This is a genomic window from Flectobacillus sp., assembly GCF_049240685.1.
Taxonomy (GTDB): Bacteria; Bacteroidota; Bacteroidia; order Cytophagales; family Spirosomataceae; genus Flectobacillus.
In genome coordinates, this window is the sequence record NZ_JBMLSD010000065.1 from 1 (window position 1) to 25,365 (window position 25,365).

Below are 25,365 nucleotides of genomic sequence, written 5' to 3' on the forward strand. Positions count from 1 at the left end.
AAATATTTTCCGACCCCTTTTTTGAGGCTATCATGCTAGATTTACTTGGGTTGAGACGCAAGCATTGCGTCTCTACTAGTAAAATTTCTATTTAAAAATCACTCATTCACAATTCCCTAAATCACTAAATTTGAAATGAATTAGATGTTTACCATCTCAATTTCTCAATAATATCACTTGGTAACATGGCCATCTGACCTCTTTCTTGTGCCGCTAAATCTCCAGCTTCACCGTGCTTGAAAACACCAATAATAGCAGCCTCCTCCGACGAATATCCTTGAGCAATTAGTGCTGTAATTATGCCTGTCAACACATCACCACTACCACCCGTTGCCATCCCAGGATTGCCTGTCGAATTAAAGTGTACTTCTTGATTAGGCAAAACAACTGCCGTATACATGCCTTTTACCAAAACTATACAATCATATTTTTGAGAGAATACTTTTACTTTTTCGAGTTTATCAAAATCATTTTCCCAAGTTCCAATCAGTCGCTGCAACTCTTTAGGATGCGGTGTTAAAACAGATTTTGGAGGAATTAATTCCCGTAAATCTACCTCTTCAGCAAGTATATTTAATGCATCAGCATCAAGCACCACAGGGTGCTTCGTCTGTCTTAATAGTACCTTCAGAAAATCTTTTGTTTTATCACTTTTCCCTAAACCACATCCTATACCGATTACTGTGTATTTTTCAAGATTGGGACAAATACTCAATTCCTTTTGCTCTGGGTCTATTTGACACATAGCCTCTGGCACTGCAATCTGCATGATTTCATACCCACATGCAGGTATGTAGGTAGTCAGTAAGCCAACTCCCGAACGTAAGCAAGCTTTTGCCGAAAGTACCGCTGCTCCTATCGAGCCATAACTTCCAACGGCAAGCAAGGCATGCCCAAATGTACCTTTATGCGAAAACTTTGCCCTTTTTTTAAGCGCTACACTGTCCGTCCAAAAGTAAGAACTTGAGGTATTTTGTGCATAATCTTTTGAAAGTCCGATATTCAAACATTCCCACTCACCTACAAATAGTTGGTTTTGAGGCATTAGAAAAGCTAATTTAGGAGCTTCAAAAGTCAGTGTATAATCAGGTTGGATAATGGTGCTATCTTTATCTATTGGCTGAGAAACATACAAGCCCGAAGCAATATCTACTGAAATAACAGGGAGTTGACGCTGATTTATTTCCTGAATAACCGCTTTCAAAATACCTTCCACGGGTCTATTGGTACCAGACCCAAGCATTGCATCAACCACCACACTATTTTGCCCAATATCGGGAAAATCCTTCATGCTCCTAATAGAATGAATAGGGGCTAGTTTAGCAAAACGTTTCTGGTTAATCAAAAAGTCGGAACTAGCCTGAGCACTGTATTCTATGACATATACTTCAACTTTTTTGTTTATAGAAGTAAGTATTCTAGCAATAGCCAGGCCGTCGCCTCCATTATTACCCTTCCCACAAAAAATTACAAAATCTTTGTTGGAGAAAAGAGCCAACAACCTGTCTGTAAATGCTTCGGAAGCACGCTCCATCAAATCAATCGATGTAATAGGTTCTTGTGCAATGGTATAGGCATCCCACTGACGAATCTGCTGAGCATCAAATATTTTTTTCATTGTATAAAATTCAAAAGTAAGTGAATGGCAAAATTAAAATAATTTTTTCCGCTTTAAGCTCTTGGCTTTATGCCCTAAGCTAAAAGTTAAAAAGTAATCTTCATGCTTTTTTGCCTAATGCCCAGAGCTTACAGTCTGATGCACAATATGACTTCTAAGTTTTTTCCAAAAACCTTAAGCAATTTGTTGGTTTTCCATATTTTTTTTCGGAACTTTGCACCCCCAAAGATTTAGTAATTATGTGATTGGGCAGTCAAACTTCAATAATGTATTGTTTTTCAGACCTTTAATATCACCGCTAGTTATTAATCAAGTCAAAAAATTTAGGACTTAAACAATAAAAAATCATTCAAGATGAACGATTTAATCAAATTGGTAGAAGCTGAAAACGCTGCACGCCGTGCAGAATTGCCCGAGTTCTCAGCTGGTGATACATTGAACGTACACGTTAAAATCCGTGAAGGTAACAAAGAGCGTATTCAGGTATTCCAAGGTACTGTGATTCAACGTCGTAACAGCGGTGCTGGTGAGACTTTCACAGTTCGTAAAATTTCTAACGGTGTAGGTGTTGAAAGAATTTTCCCTTTATTGTCACCAAACATCGACAAAATCGAAGTATTGCGTAAAGGTAAAGTACGTCGTGCAAGATTGTTCTATCTTCGTGGCAAACAAGGTAGAGCTGCAAAAGTTAAAGAAGCTAAGAAGAAATAGTCTCTTGACTAAAGCAATATATAAAAAAGTCACTCTTTACGGAGTGACTTTTTTTATGCTCAATACCCAAGCTATGACACAAAAAAAGAGGCGAAAAATATCGCCTCCTTTTTATTTACCTAAAAATCCCCTTTCATAAATTTTAATCTTATAGCTTTAAGCGAATTAAGTTAGTGGGCATTTTACCCGCTTTAAGCACTTGGCTTTATTCCGTAAGCTTAAAGTTAAAAAGTGTCTCTAATAATATTACAAATACAATTTTGCCTGCTACGGATTTTAAATCCTTATATAAAAATATATCCGTTCTTTTGTATAGCCGCCTCTGCCAAGCGTCTTCTTGATTCTTTAAGATTGATTGGTTCTATTTTTGTAAAACGTTTCAATCCCATCAACATTACTCGTAATTCATCGCCTTCGGCAAATGAGGTAATTGCCACTTTCCCAGCAGAATTCAACTTATCAATAGCAGTGTGTAAATACACCAAGGCAGCGTCTTTTTCTAAAGCACAAGCCTCTTCGCCACGAACAGTAATCAATTTTTCTACTCGTAACAGAGCTGATTCAGCCACATAAGTTTCGATAAGCATATCTGCTAAGTTCATGATGATTTCTTGCTCTTCTTCAAACTTCATCATAAATTTCTGAAGTGATGCACCTGCGATCATCAAGATAGCCTTTTTCATATTTTTGAGTGCTTTCTTTTCAGGAATAAACAATCCTTCCTCCTCTTCGGCACCAAAATCAGGAATTGATAAAATTTCTTTACCAACGGCCATGGCAGCTGGCATCAAATTCAATTCGCCTTTCATAGCACGTTTTACGATAGTACCTACCGACAACAAGCGGTTGATTTCGTTTGTACCTTCAAAAATTCTATTGATTCTTGAGTCACGGTAGGCACGATCCATTGGTGCTTCGGCAGAGAAGCCCATACCACCATAAATCTGTACACCCTCATCCACCACAAAATCCAACACCTCTGACCCATGTACTTTCAGCATAGCACACTCAATCGCAAACTGTTCAACTCCTTTGAGTTTTGCCTGCCCACTTTCCATACCCGAAGCCAAGAGCGCATCAATAGCATCGTCGATATTTTGTCCTGCACGATAACAAGCCGATTCTGAGGCAAAAACCTTAGCAATCATATCGCCAATTTTGTGCTTGATTGCACCAAAACTAGAGATACTTGTGCCAAATTGTTTGCGTTCGTTGGCATAATTAACGGCTGTCGAAATAACACCTTTACTTGCACCTACTACAGCTGCGGCCAACTTGATACGCCCAATATTCAAAATATTAACTGCAATCTTAAATCCACCTTCACGAGTGTATAGTTGGTTTTCGACAGGTACTTTACAATCATTAAAGAACACTTGGCGTGTTGAAGAACCTTTGATACCCATTTTGCGCTCTTCTTCGTTCATAGTAATCCCACCAAATGACTTTTCAACGATAAATGCCGTTAAGGACTTATCGTCATCAATTTTGGCAAAAACAATAAACAAATCAGCAAAACCACCATTGGTAATCCACATTTTTTGCCCATTGATGATATAGTGTTTGCCATCTTCAGATAATACCGCTTTGGTTTTGCCTGAATTAGCATCAGACCCCGAATCTGGCTCAGTCAAACAATAGGCTGCTTTCCATTCGCCTGTGGCTAATTTGGGCAAATATTTGGCTTTTTGTTCTTCAGTACCATAATACAATATTGGTAATGTCCCAATTCCGGTATGTGCCGAAAGCGCTACCGAAAACGAATGACCACCCCCACAGGCTTCTGTTACAAGCATTGAAGTATTGAAGTTCATTCCAAAACCGCCAAATTCTTCAGGAATAGCCGTTCCTAACAAACCTAATTCGCCAGCTTTATCCAGCAGCTCGACCATAAGATTAGTATCTTTTGCATAATCAATAGCATCGAGTCTTGGGTGTACCTCTGTACGCAAAAAATCTAAACAGGTCTGAGCAATCATTTGTTGCTCTTCATTGAATTCTTCAGGAATGAAAATTTGAGAAGCATCAATATCTTTGATTAAAAACTCTCCTCCTTTGATTGACGATTTGCTATCTGTAAGTACCATATTTTGAATATTTTACGATTCGAAAGATTCCTAAAAGCTTAACTATTGTATGCAAGCATACTAATTTTTTGTAAATATAATAAATAAAAAAAATGTTATGCAAGCATAACATTTAAAATATTTTCAAAAAAAGTAAAAATAGAATTATTTCGAGAAAATTAATCGAAAGTCACCTATTGGGCTGATTAATTTCTTAAATAAAATCTTCAATATTCTCCGCTTTATAATTGGTTGCTTCAGAATCCACGACCTCGCTTATCTGTTGCATCACCTCAAAAAATGTTTGTAATTTTTCTTCACCAATTTTTTCATAAATAAGATTATTAAACATAATAACGCCGTTACGAGCTTTATCACGTTTACGTTTACCTTCTTCGGTCAAATACACTTTCACCACACGGCGGTCGTCTTCGTCGGTTTCGCGACGAATCCATCTTTTATCCTCGAGCGACTTCAGCATTCTCGTCAGACTACGAGGTTCGAGCCCTAATGCAGGAGCTATTTTTGTTGCAGGCGTTCCATTTTTGTCGATATTCAACAACACATAGCCGATGGCCATGGTCATATCAAACTGTGCTGCATAAGAATTATACATTCTGCTAATTGCGTGCCATCCTGCCTTGATGTGATAATCTACGGTTTTGTCAGCTTTCATATTTCTTCAAGATTTTCATTATTGGGTCATAAATCATCTGTGTAATTCTAAGGAGAGGCAAGAATATAACTGCAAAATTGTCGCGGATACGTTTGAAAAGAGTTTATGTGGTTTGAATATCCTAGGCTCTTACTGCAGTTAGCAAATGGTATGCTAAGCATACTAAAGTAAATGTAAATTTGTACAAGAATAAATTATTATGCAAGCATAACATTGAATTATTTATAAAAAAAGGATAATCATTGAGACTATCCCTTTCTTGAAGTATATAATTTAGTGGTCGATGATACTAAGTAATCGTGCAAAATTAGACTTAAGTTTTATATTTTAGGCAACAGGCACACGGCTAAGCGTGTTAAAATATCTGTTAGTTACGATAGATATGTTTTTAGCTGAAAGCTGATATCTGAAAGCCTAATGTTCAAAACTTACATTTCATTTTGCACAATTACTTTTTAAAACATCTTATCGGGTTTTGCTACAAGTAGTCTAAATTTACGTTCGCCCTTGTTTGTACGCAAGCGGACATTATACTCGCCATTCGATAGGTCATAGCTAGGCCAAACGATTGCCTCTGTAGCGCTTTTTTTAATTACCTGACATGGCACTCCCATTCCTGACGCTGTACTCACAAGAATCTCGGCTGATTCAACATCATCCTGACGTACACGAATCATATCTGATTTATCGTCACTATGAATAGTTACCCCTTTAAAATCAGGACGATAAATAGCCAAAGGAGCATATACTTGAATAATTTTATCTGATTTTACCGCAAGAATTCTATAGAATTTGGCAGCGTCTTTTGATTGAATTTCATCGACATAACTGAGCACTTCATTATTTTTCCCAGCTTTTATTTCTGCAACATCTACATAAAGTTCTAAATCTGAACTAGCTTGAAGAATGTATTTTTTGACATCATGTGCCGATGAGGTCCAGACAAACTTTACTTGATCATGCTCGACGATTGTTTGAAGATTAATCAGCTCATTTGAAAGGCCAAGAGCTCTGCCTTTTAATGAAGATTTGGGAGCGCTATTATCTTCCTCTAAATTGAGGATAGCGACGACTTCCTTGCTCTGAGTCAGTTGCTTCAGTTTAGTTTTGGTATTGTAAGGTAACGGAGCAACGAAGGAAAGGTGTGCTAATGCGCTTGTCAAAACGCAAAGCTTAAGCCAAAATGTATATTTCATACAAGTTTAAAAATGATTAATTGGTTTACGGCGGATACCCTACCAAAATCAAATTTCAAGCCACTTACCTCCTGAAAATCAAAAAAATACTATATTTTACACTACTGAGTCTTTCAATAGTTAAGTGCTCTATTTCAGTGGATAAAAAAAAAGAGGCTCTTTCGAAGCCTCTATTTCGTGAACCAAAATCACAATTTATTTTACTCGGACACCTTTCATGTGTCTTTCTTTTACCTTCAAATTAGTTAAAACACTTTTAGAAAGAAGCAATCTTACTCGACTTGGATATATTACTAAGTACATATTGCCTTCATAATCAATTCTGGAAAAACTTGGACTGCCTTTTTGGTCGATTAATTGATAGAAATATTCTCCTTTTTCTCCGGGAACAGCGCCAAATCTCAACCAGTTTTCACCATCGGCTGTTTGTTCAAAAGTAATAAGTAAAGATCCGTTTTCTTCGCGTTGAACCATCCCTGGGGTATTTTTATCTAAGGAGATACGGTTGATATATCTTCCATTTTTAAAAAACACTTTCCCTGACTTAATATTAGCATTAGAAGAAGGCACTTCTCTTTCTAAAACTAAGGGATTATCGTTATAAAACTGTATTCTAGTCAAATCCAGTTCATTTTCTTGTAGAGTATGCATAAGGGAACCCGTCAAATAAACCGTTTTCTGACAACTGGACAAACTGAAAACGAGTACTACAAAGAGAAAGAGTTTTTTCATTGTGTTATGTGTTAATTCTTGAGGGTAAAAATACAAAAAAGAGCCTGCTTATCAAACTGATAGGATATTCTATCTCTTTGACTTGCCGACATTTAACAAGCAATTACTTTTTAACTTTTACAAAAGTGCTGTAATCAGAGCACTCGCGAATCAGAGATTTTTGGAATTTTGTATTTCTATATTTTTCTTTGATCAATGCAAAGTAATGCTCATAGTCACGAGCTTTATCTTTTGCAATTCTGGCTTCAAAAACCGTGTAATCCTCCTCGCTCTTCTGTCCGTTGGCATGCACATAGAAAGCTGCATTTTCACATTTGGCTGCACCAAAAGCCGCTTTGGCTGCAAGCTCAGCATCAGGACTTTTGAGTGCTATTTCGAAATAGCTTCTAGCTTTGGATGCCAAATAATAGTCTGTTTCATAGTCTTTTTCAACATAAGCGTTCACCTCTGCCGAACTCCACTGACGGCGTAACAACACCCACGAGTTGCCTTGATACGACATACTGTACGCTCCACAACCCAATTGATAAGCCGCTTCGTAGTCATTAGCATTTTTTTCTAAACGACTTGCCAGCTCTTGCATCTTTTGAGCAAAAGTTACAGGTGTATACGTATTACGGCGCTCTTTTTGGTTGGTAGACATGAAAAATGGATCTTCGTTAAAATAACTTTTCCAAGGCTCTTGTCTCCAAATCTCAGGAGCTACCTTCTCAAATGCCTTGCTTGCTTTTGTATAATCATGCTCTGAAAGAGCACGACGCCCCAACAGCACGTACAAATAATCCTGACTAAAGCCTGTCATCGATTGTAATAACGTATCGTAAGGTGATTTCTTTTTCTCTTGAAAATAAGCAATTACTTGTTCTATGGTTTTAGATTCGGTAGTATCTTCTATAGCGTACATATCTACCTGTGACATATATCCTCCATATTCATGACCAGCATTTGTTTGGTAGCTAGTCAATGCCGCTAACAAATACGCCTTAGCTTTGGCATAAGGAATCGTAACTTTTTCTGGTTCGCTTTTTTTATTCATACAACTTGCTAACCATCCTTGTTTTTCCTCTTTCTCGTGTGGCAAACGACCATAATAGCGTGCTATCAATTGCTTTGAGGCCTCCGCCAAAGCGTTACTCATTCGGAAATTTTCGGGTTTACCAAACGATGCCAATACTGGCGCAATTTCGTCTTCTAATTCTGGCGTAATTTTAGGCGATTTGTTACTTAGCAATAGTAATTCTTGAATTTCTAATTGTTTGCTCAAACCAGTATTGGGCTTAACCACCAATTTTGCTTCGGCCAAATATTCAGCCGATTTATCAAAGTTCTTTTCTATGTATTCCAAATAAGATAAAGCTCCCAACCAAAAACCTGTTTTGGGAACTTGTGGATTTGCCGAACAAGCAGTAGCAAAGTCTTTTAGTTTTTGCCAGTATGGAATAGCCTTATCATGATTTTCTTTCTCTTTTGCAGCATCGGATTCGCCCATCCAATAATCTTGTTGTTTGTAATAAAGCGCTTCATTCTTATTGATTTCTCTCGACATCACTAGTTCTATCAAAGGATGTGTTGGATCTAAATCAACCATTTTCTCCAAAAACTTCAACCCTTCTTCGCTAGGTTTGATGGCTGCGAAAGCATATACTGCTGCTTTTTCATGGCTATTTTTACATAAAGCAATCGCGCCTTCTTGAAACCCAATCCCTCTTGAGCGAATACTCAAATCTGCCGCATGGCGACGACTTGGACAACGGTCAAATACTTGAGCAAAATCATAATAAGCCTGTACCGAATCGCCCAAAGCAATAAGTGCCCCCGCTTTGCGAGACAATGCCCAGTCGGAGATATAAGTCTTCTTCTTCAAGGGTTTTATGGCCGCATCATAAACTTGCAAAGCTTCTTGCGGTTGGTCGTTCATCATTGCCAACTTGATTGTTTGAAAAGCATAACGTTCTTGGACAAACTCGTCTTTCAATTGTGGCAAAGTAGCCTTAGCATTTGTAAATAATTCGGCCAAAGCAACTGTATCTACTTTAGTTTCTGTAAAATAATCAACCGTTTCACGCTTATACGCTAAGTCGATACCACGCACAAATGTAATATAATCGGCTGCTTCAGTTTTTTGATGACTCGCCAACCAGTCTTGCAATGCTGAAGAGGTACCATAAAGCGATTGTTCTATTTGTTTTTTAGATACCTTCCCTCCTACATATTTGCTCCAAGCTGAGATATTAAGTGGCTTTTCGTGGTCAACAGTATCTTCATTTGTCATGCTATAATCGTCATAATCATTATAAAAAAACTGTGACGAATACGCATATTTTAAATCACCCCCTTTTACAGTTGCAGATTCAGGCATGAAAAAACTCATAAATTCATCATAATCTACCATGCCAGGACCACAAGCCAAAATGGTAAAAATCACAAGCGAGGCAACAGACTTTCTACTCAGGTTGATATAGTTCTTTAATTTGTTCATGTGTGTAAGTTTTGAGACTTTCGGAATCTAAATGATATAGGGCAAATGTAAGTTTTTGATTTGATATTTTCTTCTTTACCAAACGACAACCTTTTGAGAGGTCATCAAAAGCAACTTCTTCAGTTCGAAACACGTCTCCTTTACGAATTCCGATACCCCATAAAGTGGTATCTCGCTGTGCGACAAATCTATTTTTGTCTTGTTCAAATAAAGAAATATCGCTAAAATCCTTCGAGCTAACAGCATTCAAAAAATACTGAAATTGATGATTGCGATACCCTACTGTCCAATGAAAGGCTGGCATCACCAAATCCAAGGGCAAAGGATACTCTGACAATTCGCCAATATATTGGCTTAGGACATCGGGTGTAAAAATTGAATTTACCGTTTTTTCATTTTTCCAATCTGCCATATTATAGCACATCAGCATACCTCTTTCGACAGGAGGTACTCCCGTTTTATCGGAGAATTTTACTTGATGTAGTCTGATAGTTGCACTTATTTTTGGGTATTTTTTTCGAAGAATTGTTAATAAGGTAAAGTACTTTTTCTTGGTAGACATCGTCCAGTCACAATCCAATTGAATTTCATTATTGCCAATGGGTAAACCAACCCAAACTTGGAAAGTTGCATCGATTTTTTCTTTAATCTTTTCGGCAAAATCCTCCAAATAACGAGGTTTTAATAATTTCAGTGTTTGGTTAGTGATAAATACCACTGGCACGATATTGCACCTTGAGGGCACTTCTTGTCGAGGAATCAGCAGGGCTTTGAAGGTAGGCTTTTGTGTCTGATTGTCCAAATCCACATCAAAAAACTTGACATATAACTTTTGAATATGATTTTCGGTAAGGATTTGTTTTTCGTTTTCTGATAATTTAAAAACAGTTTTCCAGTAATAAAAAGCTGGAATAATATGCTTGGGACTCTTAGCAGAATCACAGGCACACAGCATAATCAATAACAACAAATAGCAATTGAAAGGAGATTTCATTTTCTCAAAATAAGAGGTATCCTCATGTATAAGGCCAAAAATGTGTAGTTCATCAGGTAAATCCTACTTGTAGTTATTACCTGACGAACATACCGCCAAAAATACAGGCTTGTTTTGAGAGTTAACGATATAGGTACAAAAAACTTATCTAGTGGTATTATTTGGTCGTGTGTAGGTCAGTTGCATCACATGAATATTACGACTCGCAAAGGCTGCCTCGCAATAATTCAGGTAATAACTCCACTTACGAATAAAGGTATCATCAAAGCCTAGCGCCTTGACTTGTTGAATATTTTGATGAAACTGGTCATACCACAATTTCAAAGTATAGGCATAATCCAAGCCCATATCTTTGAGGTTGACCATCGTAAAATCACTAGTTTTGTTGATAGCCTCGTTAATAGCACCTACCGATGGTAATAACGAGCCAGGAAAAATATATTTTTGAATCCAATCCACCCCTTTTCTGAGAGAACTATAGCGAGAATCAGGACTAGTAATTACTTGAAAAGCCAGAATACCATCTTTTTTGAGAAGTTCGTTGCATTTGGCAAAATAGACTGGCAGAAATTCATGACCAACCGCTTCTAGCATTTCGATGGAAACAATCTTGTCGAATTTTCCAGTAATCAGGCGGTAATCTTTCAACAAAATCTCGACTCTATCGCTCAATCCTTCGGCTTTTACTCGCTCAGTTGCAAGCTTGTGCTGCTCTTCCGAGATAGTTACAGAAGTGACTTTACAACCATAGTTTTTGGCCATGTAGATAGCATTAGCCCCCCAACCACTCCCAATTTCGAGTACGTGGTCGGTAGATTTGAGATGCAACTGACGGCACAAACGTTCATACTTTTCGAGTTGAGCTTCTTCCAATGACAAGCCTTTTTCTTTAAAATACGCACTTGAATAGGTCATGGAAGGGTCCAGAAACAGCGCAAAAAAATCATTATTCAAATCATAATGTTCAGAGATATTTTTTCTAGAACCATCCAAGCTATTGGCACGCCCTAAATGATAGATTTTATTACTCAGCTTGAGTAAGTTCAAAAGCCAGTTTTGGGTTTTATTTCCAGAAATAACAGGGACATTTTCGAGGTTATCCAAAAACCAACGAATTACCTGCGTAATATTATCGGTATCCCAAAAGCCCATTACGTATGCTTCGCCAAAACCAATATCTCCATATAGCATAATATGCTTAAAAAATCGTTCGTCTTTAATCTCAATTTTAGCTGTTGGAAAGACCTGCGTGTTTCCAAAAAACAACACTTCTCCACTGGGTAATGTCACTTGTAATTTACCTAAGGTCATTTTTTGCAAAACATCCAAAATCGCTTTTTGATAAAAGCTAGGTTTGGTACGCTGTGTATTTTTCAAAGTTGTTGTCATAACAAAATAAGGATTTATGGTTAGTGAGAGAGGGGTCTATATATGTCTCGTTGAAGCTCTGGATGCGATTTTTTGGCATAAAATGGAATCCGTTTTAGCCACAATACAAAAGCATTCCAATGAATGAGCCACATAATACGAAGGGTAATCATCGGAAATCGAATGGCATACCAAGCTACTTTGGCGCTGGTTAGTGGCTTCTTTTTACCCCAAAGCGTACTTTTGAAAAAGGATTTATCAGCTTTAAAATCATCGATTTTGATATGCAACGACTCATTGGGTATACGAAGCTTGAAGTCAAACTCGGCGTCCATATCAATGAAAGGCGACACATAAAAATGCTTAATTTCTCGATGCTCAAAGCGTTCTTCCTTTTCTAAAAAAGACTGAATCAAGTAGGGTTTCATTTCTCTGAATGTATTACTCACCTCCGCAACAACACATACAGGTTGTTTTTTTTCATCAAAACAGTAATAAAATGATACTGGATTGAACTGATATCCCCATGTAGTGAGGTGGGTCAAAAGCATAATTTTCCCACCTTTCAAATCTATTCCTTTGGCATGCAAATACGTCAAGATTTGCTCCTTGACATCTTTATTTGTTTCAGGCTTTTCTTTCGGATATTGCAAATGGTTTTTATCAAAAAAACTAAACACATTCCAACGATTTCGACTAATCCATTTTACGTGTTTTGGAATGATAGCAAGTTCATCTAAATCAAGGTAAAACATAAATAGCTTGTATGTGAATCCATGTTTGATGGGCTCGCTTCGCTGGTGCATTACCTTACATTCATAGATACAGGATTTCATGAGCCATAAATATTTTTGCCCGTAAGCGTTCTACATAAGTTCACTGCTGAAGTAAAAGCATCTTCGTGGAAACCATATTTGAAATAACTTCCACAGAAATAAATGCCACCTTCGGTATTCAGCAGATGCAATTGTTGCTGTGCTTGCATAGCTGGAACATCAAACAGCGGGTGCTCATATTCGATTACTTTCAGTATCTTGGAAGGGTCGATATTTGGCTGGGCATTTATCGAAACGAAATAGTTTTTCTTCTTAGAAACGCCCTGCAACTGATTCATCCAATAAATAATAGAAGGCTGCAAACCATTTTCGGTTGCCTCGATTCGGTAATTCCAGCTACTCCAAGTCAAGCGATTTTGAGGCATAATAGACTCGTCGGTATGTAGCGTTGCAATATTTTTCTGATACTTAAACTTTGATAATAATTTATCCTGTAAAACAGAGGGCTCTTCGAGCAAGCCTAACGCTTGGTCGCCATGCGTAGCGATAATGACTTTATCAAAAAGTTCAGTGGTACCATCACTAAGCAATACGCTCACGCCATTTACCTCTTTTTTTACACTTACCGCAGCACGCCCTATCTGTATTTTTTCTTGAAAAGGTTTTATCAAAATATCTCGATACATACGGCTTCCGCCATCGAGCGTGTACCACTGATGTTGGGTATTGAGTCCCAGAAAACCATGGTTGTAAAAGAATCGTATCAAGGAAACAGCAGGAAAATCGAGCATCAATTCCATAGGGGTCGACCACACTGCCGAGCTCATTGGCACAAGGTATTTCCAGAGCATGTCCTCACCAAAACCAAACTCGCGGATATATTCTCCTAGAGTATGATTTTGATATTTTGGATCGTCCAAAATCTTGATAGATTGCTCATTAAAACGACCAATTTGCAAGAGCATTTTCCAGTGTTTCAATGAAAAAAGCTGTTTTCTCTGTGCAAACAAGCCATTGAATCCCGAGCCACAATATTCGAGCTTAGAAGGTACGTGTTGTACACTAAAAGACATATCTGTCTTTTTGATAGGAGCTTTTATTTCATCAAAAAGTTTACACAAATTTGGATAGGTCTGAAAATTAAAGACCATAAATCCTGTGTCGATATGTACAGGCGTACCTGCTTCGTCGACGGTTACGGTATTGGTATGCCCACCGATATAGTTATTTTGTTCAAAAAGAGAAATATCATAATCCTGATGAAGAAAATGACCGCATCCCATCCCAGCAATGCCAGTCCCAATGATTGCTATTTTTTCCATCTAGTTTTTCTTGAATAAATAATGACTAATCATCCACTCATTACCGCCGTTGTAGGCAAATAATTCGGCACAAGCCAAATAAAACAAACGCCAATATACCCACCATTTCACCGCTTGCTCTTTCCCATAGGTTTGCTCAAATAGAGGCATAATTTGTGCTTTATGAGCATCCATTTTTTGCAACCACGCTTCTGATGTTTTGCCGTAATGCGTACCATTCACATGCCAATGCTTATCTACCGAAAGATGGTCATTGAAGTAAAATAACAAATGGTCACTAGGCATAATACCACCTGTGAAGAAGTATTTACTCATCCAGTCGGACTCGTCAATTACTTCAAACTTATAAGCATATTCTTTGTGTGTAAAAATGTGAACAAAGAGCTTTCCTGAAGGCTTTAAGAATGAAGATATTTTCTGTAGTAAGAGCCTGTAGTTACGCATGTGTTCAAACATTTCGACAGATACTACACGGTCATAATGATCTTTGTGAGTATCAAACACATTGATATCTGAGGTTACTACTTGAAGGTTTACAATACCTCTTTGACGCGCTTGTTCGTCGATATGGGCCTTTTGAGTTTTGGAGTTTGACACAACTGTAAAACGGCTTGCGGGATATTTGGCAGCCATGTACAATGACAGTGAGCCCCATCCACATCCCAGTTCTAGCACGTCCTGTCCATTGGCTAATTCGGCACGTTGGCAAGTGAGTTCAAGCATATCAGCTTCAGAAGTATCCAAATCGTTTACTCCTTCTTTCCAATAGCCACAAGAGTATTTCAGGTGCTTACCTAAGCAATATTGATAGAATTGGGTTGGCACTTCATAATGTTGCTCGTTTGCTTCTGCCGTATTGATAGCAATCGGCGAATTGCGTAGCTCCTCAAGGAGATTCAGAAAATGTTGATGCTGTAATTCTGTTTCGCCTTTATTTTCATCTCTCAAGCGTTGTTCGACCAATTGTCGGATGCCATAGCGAATTAAAAAATCGGGCAATAAATCTTTTTCGAGCAATGAATTATACCACATAAAACAAAATAAGGTTAGTGAATAAGGACAATAAAGTATCAGGGTGAATGCAAAGGGGCATCACCAATATTTTTACAACAAAGGGTTCAAAATTTAAGAACTAAGAAAGGTTTTCTAAACAAGGTTAAAAGCCTCAAAGCAACAACAGCACGCTAAGACTCCAAATAAAAATTAACTAAAAGCTTGAGATATAGTAATCATTTATTCTTGGATTGATTACTTCCATTTTTGTAAAAAAGATTAAATTAATCGTATATCTGCGGCAGATTTTGATAGTATTCTTCAGATGATTGTGAAAGCATTCTAAAATAACTAATACACGAATTACAGCTAACATTTTTCACTTATTGGAATTAAGAAATAGGAAAGATTAAATTAATAGTAAACCTGAGGTGAAATTTAAACATAAACTTCTGATTATGAATACCTTAAAACAACCAACAAACTATTAACTAATAACGTTTTCCTATTTATTCTGAAAATATCTACGAAGAAAAAGCGAGTTTAGATTTATGAAGGAATAAATAACTGTAGAACAGTATAAAAACAAAAAGCGACACAGTCAGACTGTATCGCTTTTGAAGAAGGCATTAAAATGCAGGTTACAAAACAGCTTCGGCCAAAACTAGTACTTTATTGTTTACTACTTCAACCACTCCGCCATCGATTGTAAATTCTTGCTTATCAGCCATCAAAGTGCCTTTACCCAATGTAGAAACGATTGGGGCGTGGTCTTTCAAAATTTGGAAAGAACCATTAGTTCCAGGCAAGGTTACCACTGATACTTCACCAGAGAAAACCGTTTTATCAGGAGTAATAATTTGTAAATTCATTGCTGTAAGAATTTGAAAAAGTTTGAAAATTTGAAAATTTGAAAAGAATTCAAATCAAAAATGCGTCAATTCATTTCAAATTGACACATTTTCAAACTCTTCAATTATCTCGCTGCGTCAGCCATCAATTTCTCACCTTTAGCTACTGCATCCTCGATAGTACCTACCAAGTTGAAAGCAGCCTCTGGCAAGTGGTCATACTTACCATCGATGATTTCGTTGAATCCTTTGATAGTATCGTTGATATCAACCAAAGCACCTTTCAAACCTGTAAACTGTTCGGCCACGAAGAAAGGTTGAGACAAGAAACGTTGTACACGACGAGCACGAGACACAACCAATTTATCCTCTTCAGACAATTCGTCCAAACCAAGGATAGCGATGATATCTTGTAATTCTTTGTAACGTTGTAAGATTTCTTTCACACGTTGAGCAGTATTGTAGTGTTTGTCACCCAATACGTCAGCAGAAAGAATACGAGAAGTAGAATCCAATGGGTCTACTGCAGGATAGATACCTAACTCAGCGATTTTACGAGACAATACCGTAGTAGCATCCAAGTGGGTAAATGTAGTTGCAGGAGCAGGGTCAGTTAAGTCATCGGCAGGTACATATACCGCTTGTACTGAAGTAATTGAACCACGTTTTGTTGAAGCAATACGCTCTTGCATGGCACCCATTTCGGTTGCCAATGTTGGTTGGTAACCTACGGCCGAAGGCATACGACCCAAAAGGGCAGATACCTCAGAACCAGCCTGAGTAAAACGGAAGATATTATCGATAAAGAAAAGGATATCACGTCCTTTGCCTTCGCCATCGCCATCACGGAAGTATTCTGCAACTGTCAAACCTGACAAAGCTACACGAGCACGAGCACCCGGAGGCTCGTTCATCTGACCGAAGATAAATGTTGCTTGCGACTCTTTCAAAGCGTCTTTGTCTACTTTGCTCAAATCCCAGCCACCTTCTTCCATAGAGTGTTTGAACTCTTCACCGTATTTAACGATACCAGACTCAATCATCTCACGCAAAAGGTCATTACCTTCACGAGTACGCTCACCCACACCAGCAAATACAGAAAGACCTTCGTAAGCTTTTGCGATGTTGTTGATAAGCTCTTGAATCAATACAGTTTTACCTACACCAGCACCACCGAACAAACCGATTTTACCACCTTTAACGTAAGGAGCAAGCAAGTCAATTACCTTGATACCTGTAAATAAAACTTCAGTAGAAGTTGCTAATTCTTCAAACTTAGGAGCTGGACGGTGGATAGGCAATTTTGTAGCAGATTCTGGCTGAGCAATACCATCGATTGCTTCACCTACTACGTTAAACAAACGTCCTTTGATAGCATCGCCAGTAGGAACAGAAATAGCTTGACCTAAGTCAAATACTTCTTGACCTCTCTGAAGACCATCTGTACCTTCCATTGCGATTGTACGTACACGGTCTTCACCTAAGTGTTGTTGTACTTCAAGGATAACTTTTGTGCCGTTGGCTTTCTGAACCTCCAAGGCATTCAAGATTGCAGGAAGCTTAGAGCCTTCGCCTTCGAAGCTTACGTCTACAACCGGACCGATTACTTGCGTAACCTTTCCTTTATTGACTGCATTTGCCATTTTGTATTGTGATTTTGTTATCTGATTATCAAGTGATTAAGCAAAGTGTGAATTTGCTATACCGTTTCGGAGCGCAAAATTACTCTGTAAATCTCAGATAACCAATTGTTGTTTTTGGATTTTTACCAGTTTTTTTGCTGAAAAGGTATAGGTTTTGTTGAATGTTATTTAGTTTGGTAACTTTAACCGTCCTGCTTTTTTAGCAGTACAGTCTTGCTTTTACCATATTTTTCCCTTAATCAGTACCAAAAGAAATCTTTTTAATTCTGATTAATCGTTTTTTTCAGAATTTGACCCCAAAAAATAGTCCTAATTTTTTCCTTTTTGGAAATGAGATTTTTTTTTGAAATTTTCCTAAAAAAAAATCTTTAACAATTCAATTTCAACTTTAGCGTTTATTGAATTTGGTTTGTTTGCCCAATTTTTTCGAAGTATGTTCTAAATATTTCGTTGTATTATTGTGCTATCAATTCATACTTTTTGGTTTAGCATCACCATTTTATTTTCTAATAATTCATGAATTCTTCTTTCGCTTTTTGGAAACATTGGCAAAAAAATACACAGTGGCTTTTTCTTTCAGCATGTACTTTGGCAATCCTTTGTTTAGTAGGTTTGGCCTATTACTATGTGAATTACCTCGAAAATGTGATCCATTGGGATATCCTGAGCGAACTCGACGATATTACGATTAGCCTAGACCCCGCACAAAGCGCTGATGGAATGCTTCATATTCCTACGAAAGCCTATATCATCCATGAGCAATTTTTGGCATCAACCATGCGAATCAACACAGAGGCTTCTTGGATTTTTACTATTTTAGTTGTTATAGCCTTATCCCTTATTCATACCGGAATTACGTTTATTCCGCGTACTTGGTATCTGATTTTTACTGGACTAAGTGTCTTTTTATTAATAACCTTGCAATGGGATTTATTTCTTAATCGTACAGGTAATTGGGTAGGTTTCAGCATTATATTAGGTTTTGTAGGCTTGAGCTACTTTTTCCATGCTTTCAAACGAGATACATCTACCCTAATAAGGTTTTTGTTTTTTTTAGTGTACTGGTTAATTGTAGGCATTGTAATCATAAAGATGTCTTCTTACTTAAGTGCAATTACCCATTTTTGTACTCAATTGATTCCACAAGTTTTTATACTAGGTGCCATTTTTATTTTTGGCATAGCCTACGAAATCCCCAAATGGTTTGTTTTTGTAAGTACAAGAGCTGCAGGTTCTCAAAACCTCCTCAATTTTGTGGTGCTGACTTTGATTTATTGGGTCAATATTTTGTTGGTGTTTTTATATAACAACAAGGTAATTGATTGGGATATGTTGTACCTAAATCCCTTTTTGGTACTTGCGATTGCTATCATTTTGGGAATATGGAGTATAGCCGACCGTATGATTTTGGCTGCCAAAGTTCTCAACCATGAGTTTGCTACCGCCCTGATATATATTGGTTTAGCAATTTTAACGATTTCGGGTATTTTTTATGCCTTTGCCACAGCCAACGACCCGATGATAGAGGTGTGGGAAGATCTTATTACGTATTCGAATCTTGTGATGGGCATTTTGTTTTTATTGTATGTTCTATCCAACTTTTATGGTTTATTCAAACAAGGATTACCAATCTCGAAAGTGCTGTACAAACCCCTAAGTCTTCCAATCTATGTTTTTAGGATAATGGCTTTGATTATACTGGTGGCGCTATTTTCGATGAAATCCTTTTATACCATCAATCAGGCAATTGCGGCATATTATAACTCTTTGGGAGATCATCAGGTAGTAAATAAAGACTATCGATTCGCAGAAATTGCGTATAAACAAGCATTAGCCGCCGAATTCAGAAACCACAAAACTAATTATGCCTTAGCTAGTTTGGCTCTTCTTCAGAATGACAACGAAACAGCCGCAGTCTATTTTAAAAGAGCTCTTTCCAAAAATCCATCACCATATGCTTATGAAGGACTCGCACGCTCATTTACGGACCGTGACCGTTTTTTCGATGCTATGTTTACCCTGAAAGAAGCTAGTAAAAAATTTCCCGACAATAGTGAGTTGCTAACCAATTTGGCCTACTTATACAGCAAAGCAAAGCAATTAGATTCGAGTTTGATTTATTTGGAAAAAGCCCAAGAGTTCTCGAAGCAATCTCCTATTGTAGCGAGTAATTTGGTAGCATTTTGGGCAAAAAATGGTAAACCTTCAACCCAAAAAGATTACCTCAGTCAGTTACAACCATTTGATTATCCAAGTTATCAGGCCAACACACTCGCACTAAAGCTGAGTACACAAGCCAAAGCCGCTGCTGTTGAGGTAAGTGCTAAGTATGATAAGGCACTCGATGTTTCAACATTTGCTTGGCTATATAATGCTACCTTATTTCAAAAATCTCTTGGTTCGGCTATCCCACTCAGAAATTTTGCTCAAAGTGCCCAAAACGACCAATACTCTGAGGATTTAGAATTTGCCCATACTTTACAACAATTTTATAAAGGCGATAAACAACTCACCTTTGAGCAACTTCAAGCTTGGGCAACTACCGATACCAGCGCCAATAAAGCTAAGTATTATCAGGTTTTATTAAATACATTGATTAAAAAAGAGAGTTCAAGCGACAGCTTCTCAGAAAATATTGTAGATGCTAAAGCCGCTCAACTAGCTGTTTTTCAGCATCCACTCAACGAGAAAGTTCTGGAAAAAACTACAACACTATATAATTCAATCAACAAACCGGAAGAAGCCCACAGAATATTGAATAATGCCTTGAAGTGGCGGAAAGATAGTCCCAATATTTGGGAAATGTATATTTTACAAAGCTTAAATATAGGGATGACTCACTATGCCAATGATGCCTTGATAGAACTCCAAAAACGCTTCCCTACCGATTATCAGCGTTTTCTACCTCAATATCAAGCTAAAATCGCTCTTATCGAAAAACAAAGCGCAGATTTTCAATAAATAAGTATGTTTGTTTAGGAAAAAAGCTCAAGTCTTCTTTTATCAACACAAAGGAAGTGTACTTTCACTTTAACCATTCAAACATTCATGAAAATTATTGAAACTACCAATATTTCAAAACGCTATATCATGGGCGAAGAGGTAATCGACGCGCTAAAATCGATTTCTATTTCTGTCAACAAAGGTGAATATGTGGCATTTATGGGGCCTTCTGGTTCTGGTAAGTCTACTTTAATGAATATTGTTGGCTGTTTGGACACACCTACTTCGGGACAATACATTTTGAATGGACAGGATGTGAGTAAAATGAGCGATGATTCGCTGGCTACAGTACGTAATAAAGAAATCGGTTTTGTATTTCAAACTTTCAATCTATTGCCTCGACAATCCTCTTTAGAAAACGTAGCATTGCCATTAATCTATGCAGGCTATTCCAAAGCAGACCGTATCGAAAAGGCGATGCTCGCTCTCAAAGGGGTTGGTCTCGAAAACCGTGCTGGTCACAAACCTAACGAGCTTTCGGGTGGGCAACGCCAACGTGTGGCTATTGCTCGCGCACTCGTTAACGACCCTTCTATTCTCTTAGCCGATGAACCAACTGGTAACCTCGATACCAAAACCTCTTACGAGATTATGGATTTGTTTGACCAATTACACTCCAAAGGCAATACCATTGTTATGGTAACTCATGAAGATGACATTGCTCAGTATGCGCACCGAATTCTGCGTTTGAGAGATGGTTTAGTAGAAAGTGACAAAATAAACCCAGATGTACGCAAGGTAAAAGGGATGTTCTAATTACTAATATTTGCCTATCTGTATGACATATATTTACATAAAAATCAAAAAAGGAGGTTTTCAAGGAAGCCTCCTTTTTTGATTTTTTAGGAATCATGAAGATTTCCTCTTCGATTTTTTAAAAATTTATATACTTATAACTACCTGATAAAAAGATATTTATAAATTATTTTCAGAAATTTTAAAATTTTCTTTCTCAAAAGTTTGCTTTTCATATTCCAACTCCCTAATTTTGCAACCCAGTAACAAACACAACAACACCGCAGGATGGAGCAGTAGGTAGCTCGTTGGGCTCATAACCCAAAGGTCGCAGGTTCGAGTCCTGCTCCTGCTACTAGGCAAAGACGAGCTGAAATAGCTCGTCTTTTTATTTTTAATAATTTATCATTGTCATTCCAAAGGGAGCTGTATCGCCCGATACGGTAACTCCCGAGCATCATCAAAACACTCATTTTTAGGGAATACTAGAAGAATCCTAGATAGAGTTTTCTTATCTTGTACGGGACTCCATTAATATGGCAAGGGTAATCGTGGACTAGTTCATGGAACAAATCAATCACAAAGCTGGCTTTGTCAGTATTATTGGCAAACCCAACGTAGGAAAATCTACCTTAATGAATGTTTTGGTAGGTGAGCGTCTATCTATCATCACATCCAAAGCCCAAACTACTCGCCATCGTATTATGGGGATTCTGAATGGGCAACACAACGGTGTAGATTTTCAATTAGTTTATTCTGACACTCCAGGTATTATTTTGCCTAAATACGAGCTTCACAAATCCATGATGAGTTTTGTGCATAGTTCGTTGGAGGATGCAGATATTATTTTGTTCGTTACCGATATTTTCGAAAAGTATGACGAAGATGATGTAATCAACAAATTAGCACGCATCAATCATGTTCCTGTACTTTTGTTAATCAATAAAATTGATTTAGCGACCGAAGAACAGGTTCAAGAAAAAATTGCACACTGGCGTGAGCGCTTTCCTACACAAGCAATTATCCCAATTTCGGCACTTGCTCAAAAAAATATTGGTTCGATTTTCGATATGATTGTAGAAAATCTACCGAATCATCCTCCATATTTTGAAAAGGATGAACTCACTGATAAACCAGAGCGTTTTTTTGCGTCGGAAATTATTCGTGAGAAAATTTTCAAAAACTACAAAAAAGAAATTCCTTACTCTTGCGAGGTAGCTATTACAGCCTTCAAAGAGGAAGATAATATTATCAGAATTTCGTCAGAAATCTACGTCGAGCGTGTAACCCAACGTGCCATTATTATTGGTCACAAAGGCGAATCCATCAAAAAAGTAGGAATCCAAGCTCGTGAAGAACTAGAGAAATTCTTTGGTAAAAAAGTGTTCTTAGAACAATTTGTGAAAGTCGAACCAGAGTGGCGTTCGAAAGCACAAAAACTCAAGCAGTTTGGCTATAGCCAAGATTAATGAGTAGAAACAGTCGTGCTACTCTCCTATTTTGTGAACCACCTGAGACCATCAATCATGTATTGGCAAGGGTTATTTCATCTCATAGGGTTTTGATGACCGTCGAGTCATATATTTATTATCAACCAGAGGTGCTCCATTTCTAACCACCTTCTTGCAATGACAAGCTTGATAGGATGAATTGGAGAAACAGCTCAAACAACCAACAAAATGTCAAATATTTTAGCGATTGTAGGTCGCCCAAACGTGGGTAAATCTACATTATTCAACCGCCTTATCGAACAAAAGAAGGCGATTATGGACAACGTATCTGGTGTAACTCGTGACCGTCACTACGGCTTTGGCGAGTGGACAGGTAAATACTTCACAGTTATTGATACAGGTGGATACGTGCATGGGTCAGAAGACACATTTGAGGGTGCTATTCGTGAGCAAGTAGAATTGGCTATCGACGAAGCAGATGTGTTATTGTTTGTGGTAGATTGTCACACAGGTATTACCGACTTAGACAAAGACTTTGCTAATGTACTTCGTCGTTCAAAGAAGCCTGTATATGTTGCGGCCAACAAAGCGGATACCTTCGAAAAAGGGCTAATGGCTACTGAATTTTATGAATTAGGTTTAGGAGAACCATTCCCTATTTCAGCCGAGAATGGTTCGGGTACAGGAGATTTACTGGATGGGATTGTAGGTCATTTCCCAGAGGAAGGTATCGAAAACCCACATCAGGATATTCCAAAAATTGCTATTTTGGGTAAACCAAACGTAGGAAAATCTTCTTTCTTGAATGCTTTATTAGGTAAACAAAGAAGTATTGTAACTGATATCGCAGGTACAACGCGCGATGCCATCGACAATCACTATACTTTGTACGGAAAAGAGTTTATCATTACCGATACTGCTGGTATTCGTCGTAAGGCAAAAATCGATGATAACTTAGAATACTACTCTATTCTTCGTTCATTGAAAGCCATGGAAGAATGTGATGTTGCAGTTGTTGTAATCGATGCTACTACAATCGACCCTCTTACTGGCTTACAAGCGCAGGATATGAACATTATTTCGATGGCACACCGCGCCAAAAAAGGAATTGTGTTGATGATCAATAAGTGGGATTTGGTGGAAAAAGATTCAATGACTTCAAAACGTCTTGAAGATGCAATCCGTCAACGTATGGCTCCGCTCAACTATATGCCAATGATTTTTACTTCGGTAAAAGATAAAGTGCGTATTTTCCAAGCGGTTGAAAAGGTATTGGAGGTTTACGAAAACAAAACAAAACGTATTCCTACTTCTAAGTTGAATGAAGTGATGTTGCAGGTTATTGAAAACTACCCTCCTCCAGCATGGAAAGGGAAGTATATCAAAATTAAATATTTGACTCAATTACCAACAAAAGCACCATCTTTTGTATTATTTTGTAACTTACCACAGTATATCAGAGAAAGTTACGAACGCTACTTAGAAAACAAAATGCGTGAGCACTTTGATTTTACGGGAGTACCAATTCAATTATTCTTTAGAAAAAAATAAGGAACTGGCAATCAGCTAAAAATGATTGCTCCTTTAACAAATATGAATTTCAATTGTACTATTATCTCGACACTCTGGCTCAACGGTTTTCTGTTGTAGGAAGGTTTGTCATGGGTAAAAGGTACTACTCAAAAGAGTCTTTCTGCATAAGGAAGGCTCTTTTTTGTTTTGCGATAAGCGTAAGAGTCTTTCTTTCATCATTAACTAAATCTCTTATCGCACAAAGCCCTCAAACTCGATGAAAACAAAATCAACCCACAAGTCTAGTTATTTTGCAGGAGTTATCCTAGTGTTCGTAGGTGCAGTAGCCTTCGCTGGAAAAGCCGTTTTGGTACGATATAACTATCTACATTATCATGTAGATACCATTTCACTACTTGCTCTGAGAATGCTTTTTTCGGCACCATTTTATATAGGTATTCTGGTATTCAAAAACATAAAAGATACTACAAAGCCAACGCTTAGTAACAAAGAATGGCTAACAATGATTTTGATTGGAATTGTTGGATATTATTTGGCATCGTTATTTGATTTTTGGGGACTAAATTATGTAACAGCTAGTGTTGAGAGATTAATTCTGTTCTTGTATCCAACCATTGTCGTTATTGTTTCAGCGATTTTTTTGAAAAAGAAAATTACTAAAATTCAATATTTAGCACTTATTGTAACATATTTAGGTGTGCTTTTTTCCTTTATTCCTGACCTAAAAATTGGAATGCAAAAGGATTTATTATTGGGCTCATTTTTAGTATTTCTGAGTGCCTTTACTTACGCTTTATATTTGATTGGCAGTGGCGAAATGATTCCCAAAATAGGTTCTTTGCGATTTACTTGTTATGCCATGCTGATTTCGACAGTGATTGTGATGGGACACTTCTTTTTGACAAGTCATGTCAGTTTATTTTCTTACCCCAAAGAAGCCTATTTACTTTCCTTTGTGATGGCTTTATTTACGACGGTAATTCCCTCGTTTATGATTTCGGATGGAATCAAGAAAATAGGCTCAGGAAATGCTTCAATTATTGGTAGTATTGGACCTGTTGCCACGATTATCATGGCAAATGTATTTCTTGACGAGCCGATTAGTATTTGGCAAATAGGGGGCACTGTAATAGTCTTAATAGGAGTATTGATGATTTCAGTAAAAGGAAAATAATCACTTAAAAAATAAACATGAGTCATCCCAAATTTTGGGATTGG

General features: G+C 37.5%; 19 protein-coding genes and 1 tRNA gene. 7 read left to right on the forward strand and 13 right to left on the reverse strand.

Annotation, left to right across the window (positions count from 1 at the left end):
• Positions 1-148 precede the first annotated feature (148 nt).
• Complete coding sequence (locus tag ACOVQ4_RS03045) at positions 149-1,618, reverse strand: NAD(P)H-hydrate dehydratase (protein ID WP_421819186.1); 1,470 nt, start codon at positions 1,616-1,618, stop codon at positions 149-151.
• A 354-nt stretch (positions 1,619-1,972) separates the two neighbouring features.
• Here ACOVQ4_RS03045 and rplS point away from each other — a divergent pair, with 354 nt between their 5' ends.
• Positions 1,973-2,329 carry a 50S ribosomal protein L19 gene (gene rplS / locus ACOVQ4_RS03050; RefSeq protein ID WP_421819187.1) on the forward strand — a complete coding sequence of 119 codons (357 nt, stop codon included), beginning with the start codon at positions 1,973-1,975 and terminating at the stop codon, positions 2,327-2,329.
• 284 nt (positions 2,330-2,613) lie between these two features.
• Here the strand turns inward: rplS and ACOVQ4_RS03055 are convergent, their stop codons facing one another.
• From ACOVQ4_RS03055 to atpD, 12 genes are all read right to left on the reverse strand, one after another.
• Complete coding sequence (locus ACOVQ4_RS03055) at positions 2,614-4,416, reverse strand: acyl-CoA dehydrogenase family protein (RefSeq protein WP_421819188.1); 1,803 nt, start codon at positions 4,414-4,416, stop codon at positions 2,614-2,616.
• Positions 4,417-4,609: 193 nt separating this feature from the next.
• Entirely contained in the window at positions 4,610-5,071 is a 462-nt protein-coding gene (locus ACOVQ4_RS03060) for a MarR family winged helix-turn-helix transcriptional regulator (RefSeq protein WP_421819189.1), read from the reverse strand.
• 455 nt (positions 5,072-5,526) lie between these two features.
• The gene (locus ACOVQ4_RS03065; RefSeq protein WP_421819190.1) at positions 5,527-6,267 is read right to left on the reverse strand and encodes a hypothetical protein; all 741 of its coding nucleotides are present in this window, start codon (positions 6,265-6,267) and stop codon (positions 5,527-5,529) included.
• Between the two features lie 195 nt (positions 6,268-6,462).
• Complete coding sequence (locus ACOVQ4_RS03070) at positions 6,463-6,999, reverse strand: hypothetical protein (RefSeq protein WP_421819191.1); 537 nt, start codon at positions 6,997-6,999, stop codon at positions 6,463-6,465.
• A gap of 103 nt (positions 7,000-7,102) precedes the next feature.
• Positions 7,103-9,478: a hypothetical protein gene (locus tag ACOVQ4_RS03075; protein WP_421819192.1), complete on the reverse strand. Its 2,376-nt coding sequence runs from the start codon at positions 9,476-9,478 to the stop codon at positions 7,103-7,105.
• Entirely contained in the window at positions 9,444-10,472 is a 1,029-nt protein-coding gene (locus ACOVQ4_RS03080) for a hypothetical protein (protein ID WP_421819193.1), read from the reverse strand. The genes ACOVQ4_RS03075 and ACOVQ4_RS03080 overlap by 35 nt, the downstream gene beginning before the upstream one ends.
• A 144-nt stretch (positions 10,473-10,616) precedes the next feature.
• Entirely contained in the window at positions 10,617-11,861 is a 1,245-nt protein-coding gene (locus tag ACOVQ4_RS03085; RefSeq protein ID WP_421819194.1) for a class I SAM-dependent methyltransferase, read from the reverse strand.
• A gap of 20 nt (positions 11,862-11,881) precedes the next feature.
• Entirely contained in the window at positions 11,882-12,676 is a 795-nt protein-coding gene (locus ACOVQ4_RS03090) for a DUF1365 domain-containing protein (RefSeq protein ID WP_421819195.1), read from the reverse strand.
• Positions 12,673-13,938: an NAD(P)/FAD-dependent oxidoreductase gene (locus tag ACOVQ4_RS03095; RefSeq protein WP_421819196.1), complete on the reverse strand. Its 1,266-nt coding sequence runs from the start codon at positions 13,936-13,938 to the stop codon at positions 12,673-12,675. Before ACOVQ4_RS03095 ends, ACOVQ4_RS03090 begins: the two co-directional genes overlap by 4 nt.
• Positions 13,939-14,970 carry an SAM-dependent methyltransferase gene (locus ACOVQ4_RS03100; protein ID WP_421819197.1) on the reverse strand — a complete coding sequence of 344 codons (1,032 nt, stop codon included), beginning with the start codon at positions 14,968-14,970 and terminating at the stop codon, positions 13,939-13,941.
• A gap of 602 nt (positions 14,971-15,572) precedes the next feature.
• On the reverse strand, positions 15,573-15,803 hold the full coding sequence (gene atpC, locus ACOVQ4_RS03105) for an ATP synthase F1 subunit epsilon (RefSeq protein ID WP_095160701.1): 231 nt from the start codon (positions 15,801-15,803) through the stop codon (positions 15,573-15,575).
• Between the two features lie 104 nt (positions 15,804-15,907).
• The gene (gene atpD / locus ACOVQ4_RS03110) at positions 15,908-17,425 is read right to left on the reverse strand and encodes a F0F1 ATP synthase subunit beta (protein WP_421819198.1); all 1,518 of its coding nucleotides are present in this window, start codon (positions 17,423-17,425) and stop codon (positions 15,908-15,910) included.
• A 516-nt stretch (positions 17,426-17,941) separates the two neighbouring features.
• Between atpD and ACOVQ4_RS03115 the strand changes: the two genes are divergently transcribed.
• From ACOVQ4_RS03115 to ACOVQ4_RS03140, 6 genes are all read left to right on the forward strand, one after another.
• The gene (locus ACOVQ4_RS03115; protein WP_421819199.1) at positions 17,942-20,386 is read left to right on the forward strand and encodes a tetratricopeptide repeat protein; all 2,445 of its coding nucleotides are present in this window, start codon (positions 17,942-17,944) and stop codon (positions 20,384-20,386) included.
• Positions 20,387-20,473: 87 nt separating this feature from the next.
• Positions 20,474-21,184: an ABC transporter ATP-binding protein gene (locus ACOVQ4_RS03120; protein ID WP_421819200.1), complete on the forward strand. Its 711-nt coding sequence runs from the start codon at positions 20,474-20,476 to the stop codon at positions 21,182-21,184.
• 261 nt (positions 21,185-21,445) lie between these two features.
• Positions 21,446-21,518, forward strand: a tRNA-Met gene (locus ACOVQ4_RS03125).
• Positions 21,519-21,726: 208 nt separating this feature from the next.
• Complete coding sequence (era, locus tag ACOVQ4_RS03130) at positions 21,727-22,632, forward strand: GTPase Era (protein WP_421819201.1); 906 nt, start codon at positions 21,727-21,729, stop codon at positions 22,630-22,632.
• A gap of 210 nt (positions 22,633-22,842) precedes the next feature.
• Complete coding sequence (gene der / locus ACOVQ4_RS03135) at positions 22,843-24,165, forward strand: ribosome biogenesis GTPase Der (protein ID WP_421819202.1); 1,323 nt, start codon at positions 22,843-22,845, stop codon at positions 24,163-24,165.
• 238 nt (positions 24,166-24,403) lie between these two features.
• Positions 24,404-25,321: a DMT family transporter gene (locus ACOVQ4_RS03140; RefSeq protein ID WP_421819203.1), complete on the forward strand. Its 918-nt coding sequence runs from the start codon at positions 24,404-24,406 to the stop codon at positions 25,319-25,321.
• The last annotated feature ends 44 nt before the right edge of the window (positions 25,322-25,365 follow it).

Bases quoted from the DNA above. Each gene is read 5' to 3' on its own strand.
- ACOVQ4_RS03045 (WP_421819186.1), bottom strand. From the start codon at position 1,618: ATGAAAAAAATATTTGATGCTCAGCAGATTCGTCAGTGGGATGCCTAT.
- rplS (WP_421819187.1), top strand. From the start codon at position 1,973: ATGAACGATTTAATCAAATTGGTAGAAGCTGAAAACGCTGCACGCCGT.
- ACOVQ4_RS03055 (WP_421819188.1), bottom strand. From the start codon at position 4,416: ATGGTACTTACAGATAGCAAATCGTCAATCAAAGGAGGAGAGTTTTTA.
- ACOVQ4_RS03060 (WP_421819189.1), bottom strand. From the start codon at position 5,071: ATGAAAGCTGACAAAACCGTAGATTATCACATCAAGGCAGGATGGCAC.
- ACOVQ4_RS03065 (WP_421819190.1), bottom strand. From the start codon at position 6,267: ATGAAATATACATTTTGGCTTAAGCTTTGCGTTTTGACAAGCGCATTA.
- ACOVQ4_RS03070 (WP_421819191.1), bottom strand. From the start codon at position 6,999: ATGAAAAAACTCTTTCTCTTTGTAGTACTCGTTTTCAGTTTGTCCAGT.
- ACOVQ4_RS03075 (WP_421819192.1), bottom strand. From the start codon at position 9,478: ATGAACAAATTAAAGAACTATATCAACCTGAGTAGAAAGTCTGTTGCC.
- ACOVQ4_RS03080 (WP_421819193.1), bottom strand. From the start codon at position 10,472: ATGAAATCTCCTTTCAATTGCTATTTGTTGTTATTGATTATGCTGTGT.
- ACOVQ4_RS03085 (WP_421819194.1), bottom strand. From the start codon at position 11,861: ATGACAACAACTTTGAAAAATACACAGCGTACCAAACCTAGCTTTTAT.
- ACOVQ4_RS03090 (WP_421819195.1), bottom strand. From the start codon at position 12,676: ATGAAATCCTGTATCTATGAATGTAAGGTAATGCACCAGCGAAGCGAG.
- ACOVQ4_RS03095 (WP_421819196.1), bottom strand. From the start codon at position 13,938: ATGGAAAAAATAGCAATCATTGGGACTGGCATTGCTGGGATGGGATGC.
- ACOVQ4_RS03100 (WP_421819197.1), bottom strand. From the start codon at position 14,970: ATGTGGTATAATTCATTGCTCGAAAAAGATTTATTGCCCGATTTTTTA.
- atpC (WP_095160701.1), bottom strand. From the start codon at position 15,803: ATGAATTTACAAATTATTACTCCTGATAAAACGGTTTTCTCTGGTGAA.
- atpD (WP_421819198.1), bottom strand. From the start codon at position 17,425: ATGGCAAATGCAGTCAATAAAGGAAAGGTTACGCAAGTAATCGGTCCG.
- ACOVQ4_RS03115 (WP_421819199.1), top strand. From the start codon at position 17,942: ATGAATTCTTCTTTCGCTTTTTGGAAACATTGGCAAAAAAATACACAG.
- ACOVQ4_RS03120 (WP_421819200.1), top strand. From the start codon at position 20,474: ATGAAAATTATTGAAACTACCAATATTTCAAAACGCTATATCATGGGC.
- era (WP_421819201.1), top strand. From the start codon at position 21,727: ATGGAACAAATCAATCACAAAGCTGGCTTTGTCAGTATTATTGGCAAA.
- der (WP_421819202.1), top strand. From the start codon at position 22,843: ATGTCAAATATTTTAGCGATTGTAGGTCGCCCAAACGTGGGTAAATCT.
- ACOVQ4_RS03140 (WP_421819203.1), top strand. From the start codon at position 24,404: ATGAAAACAAAATCAACCCACAAGTCTAGTTATTTTGCAGGAGTTATC.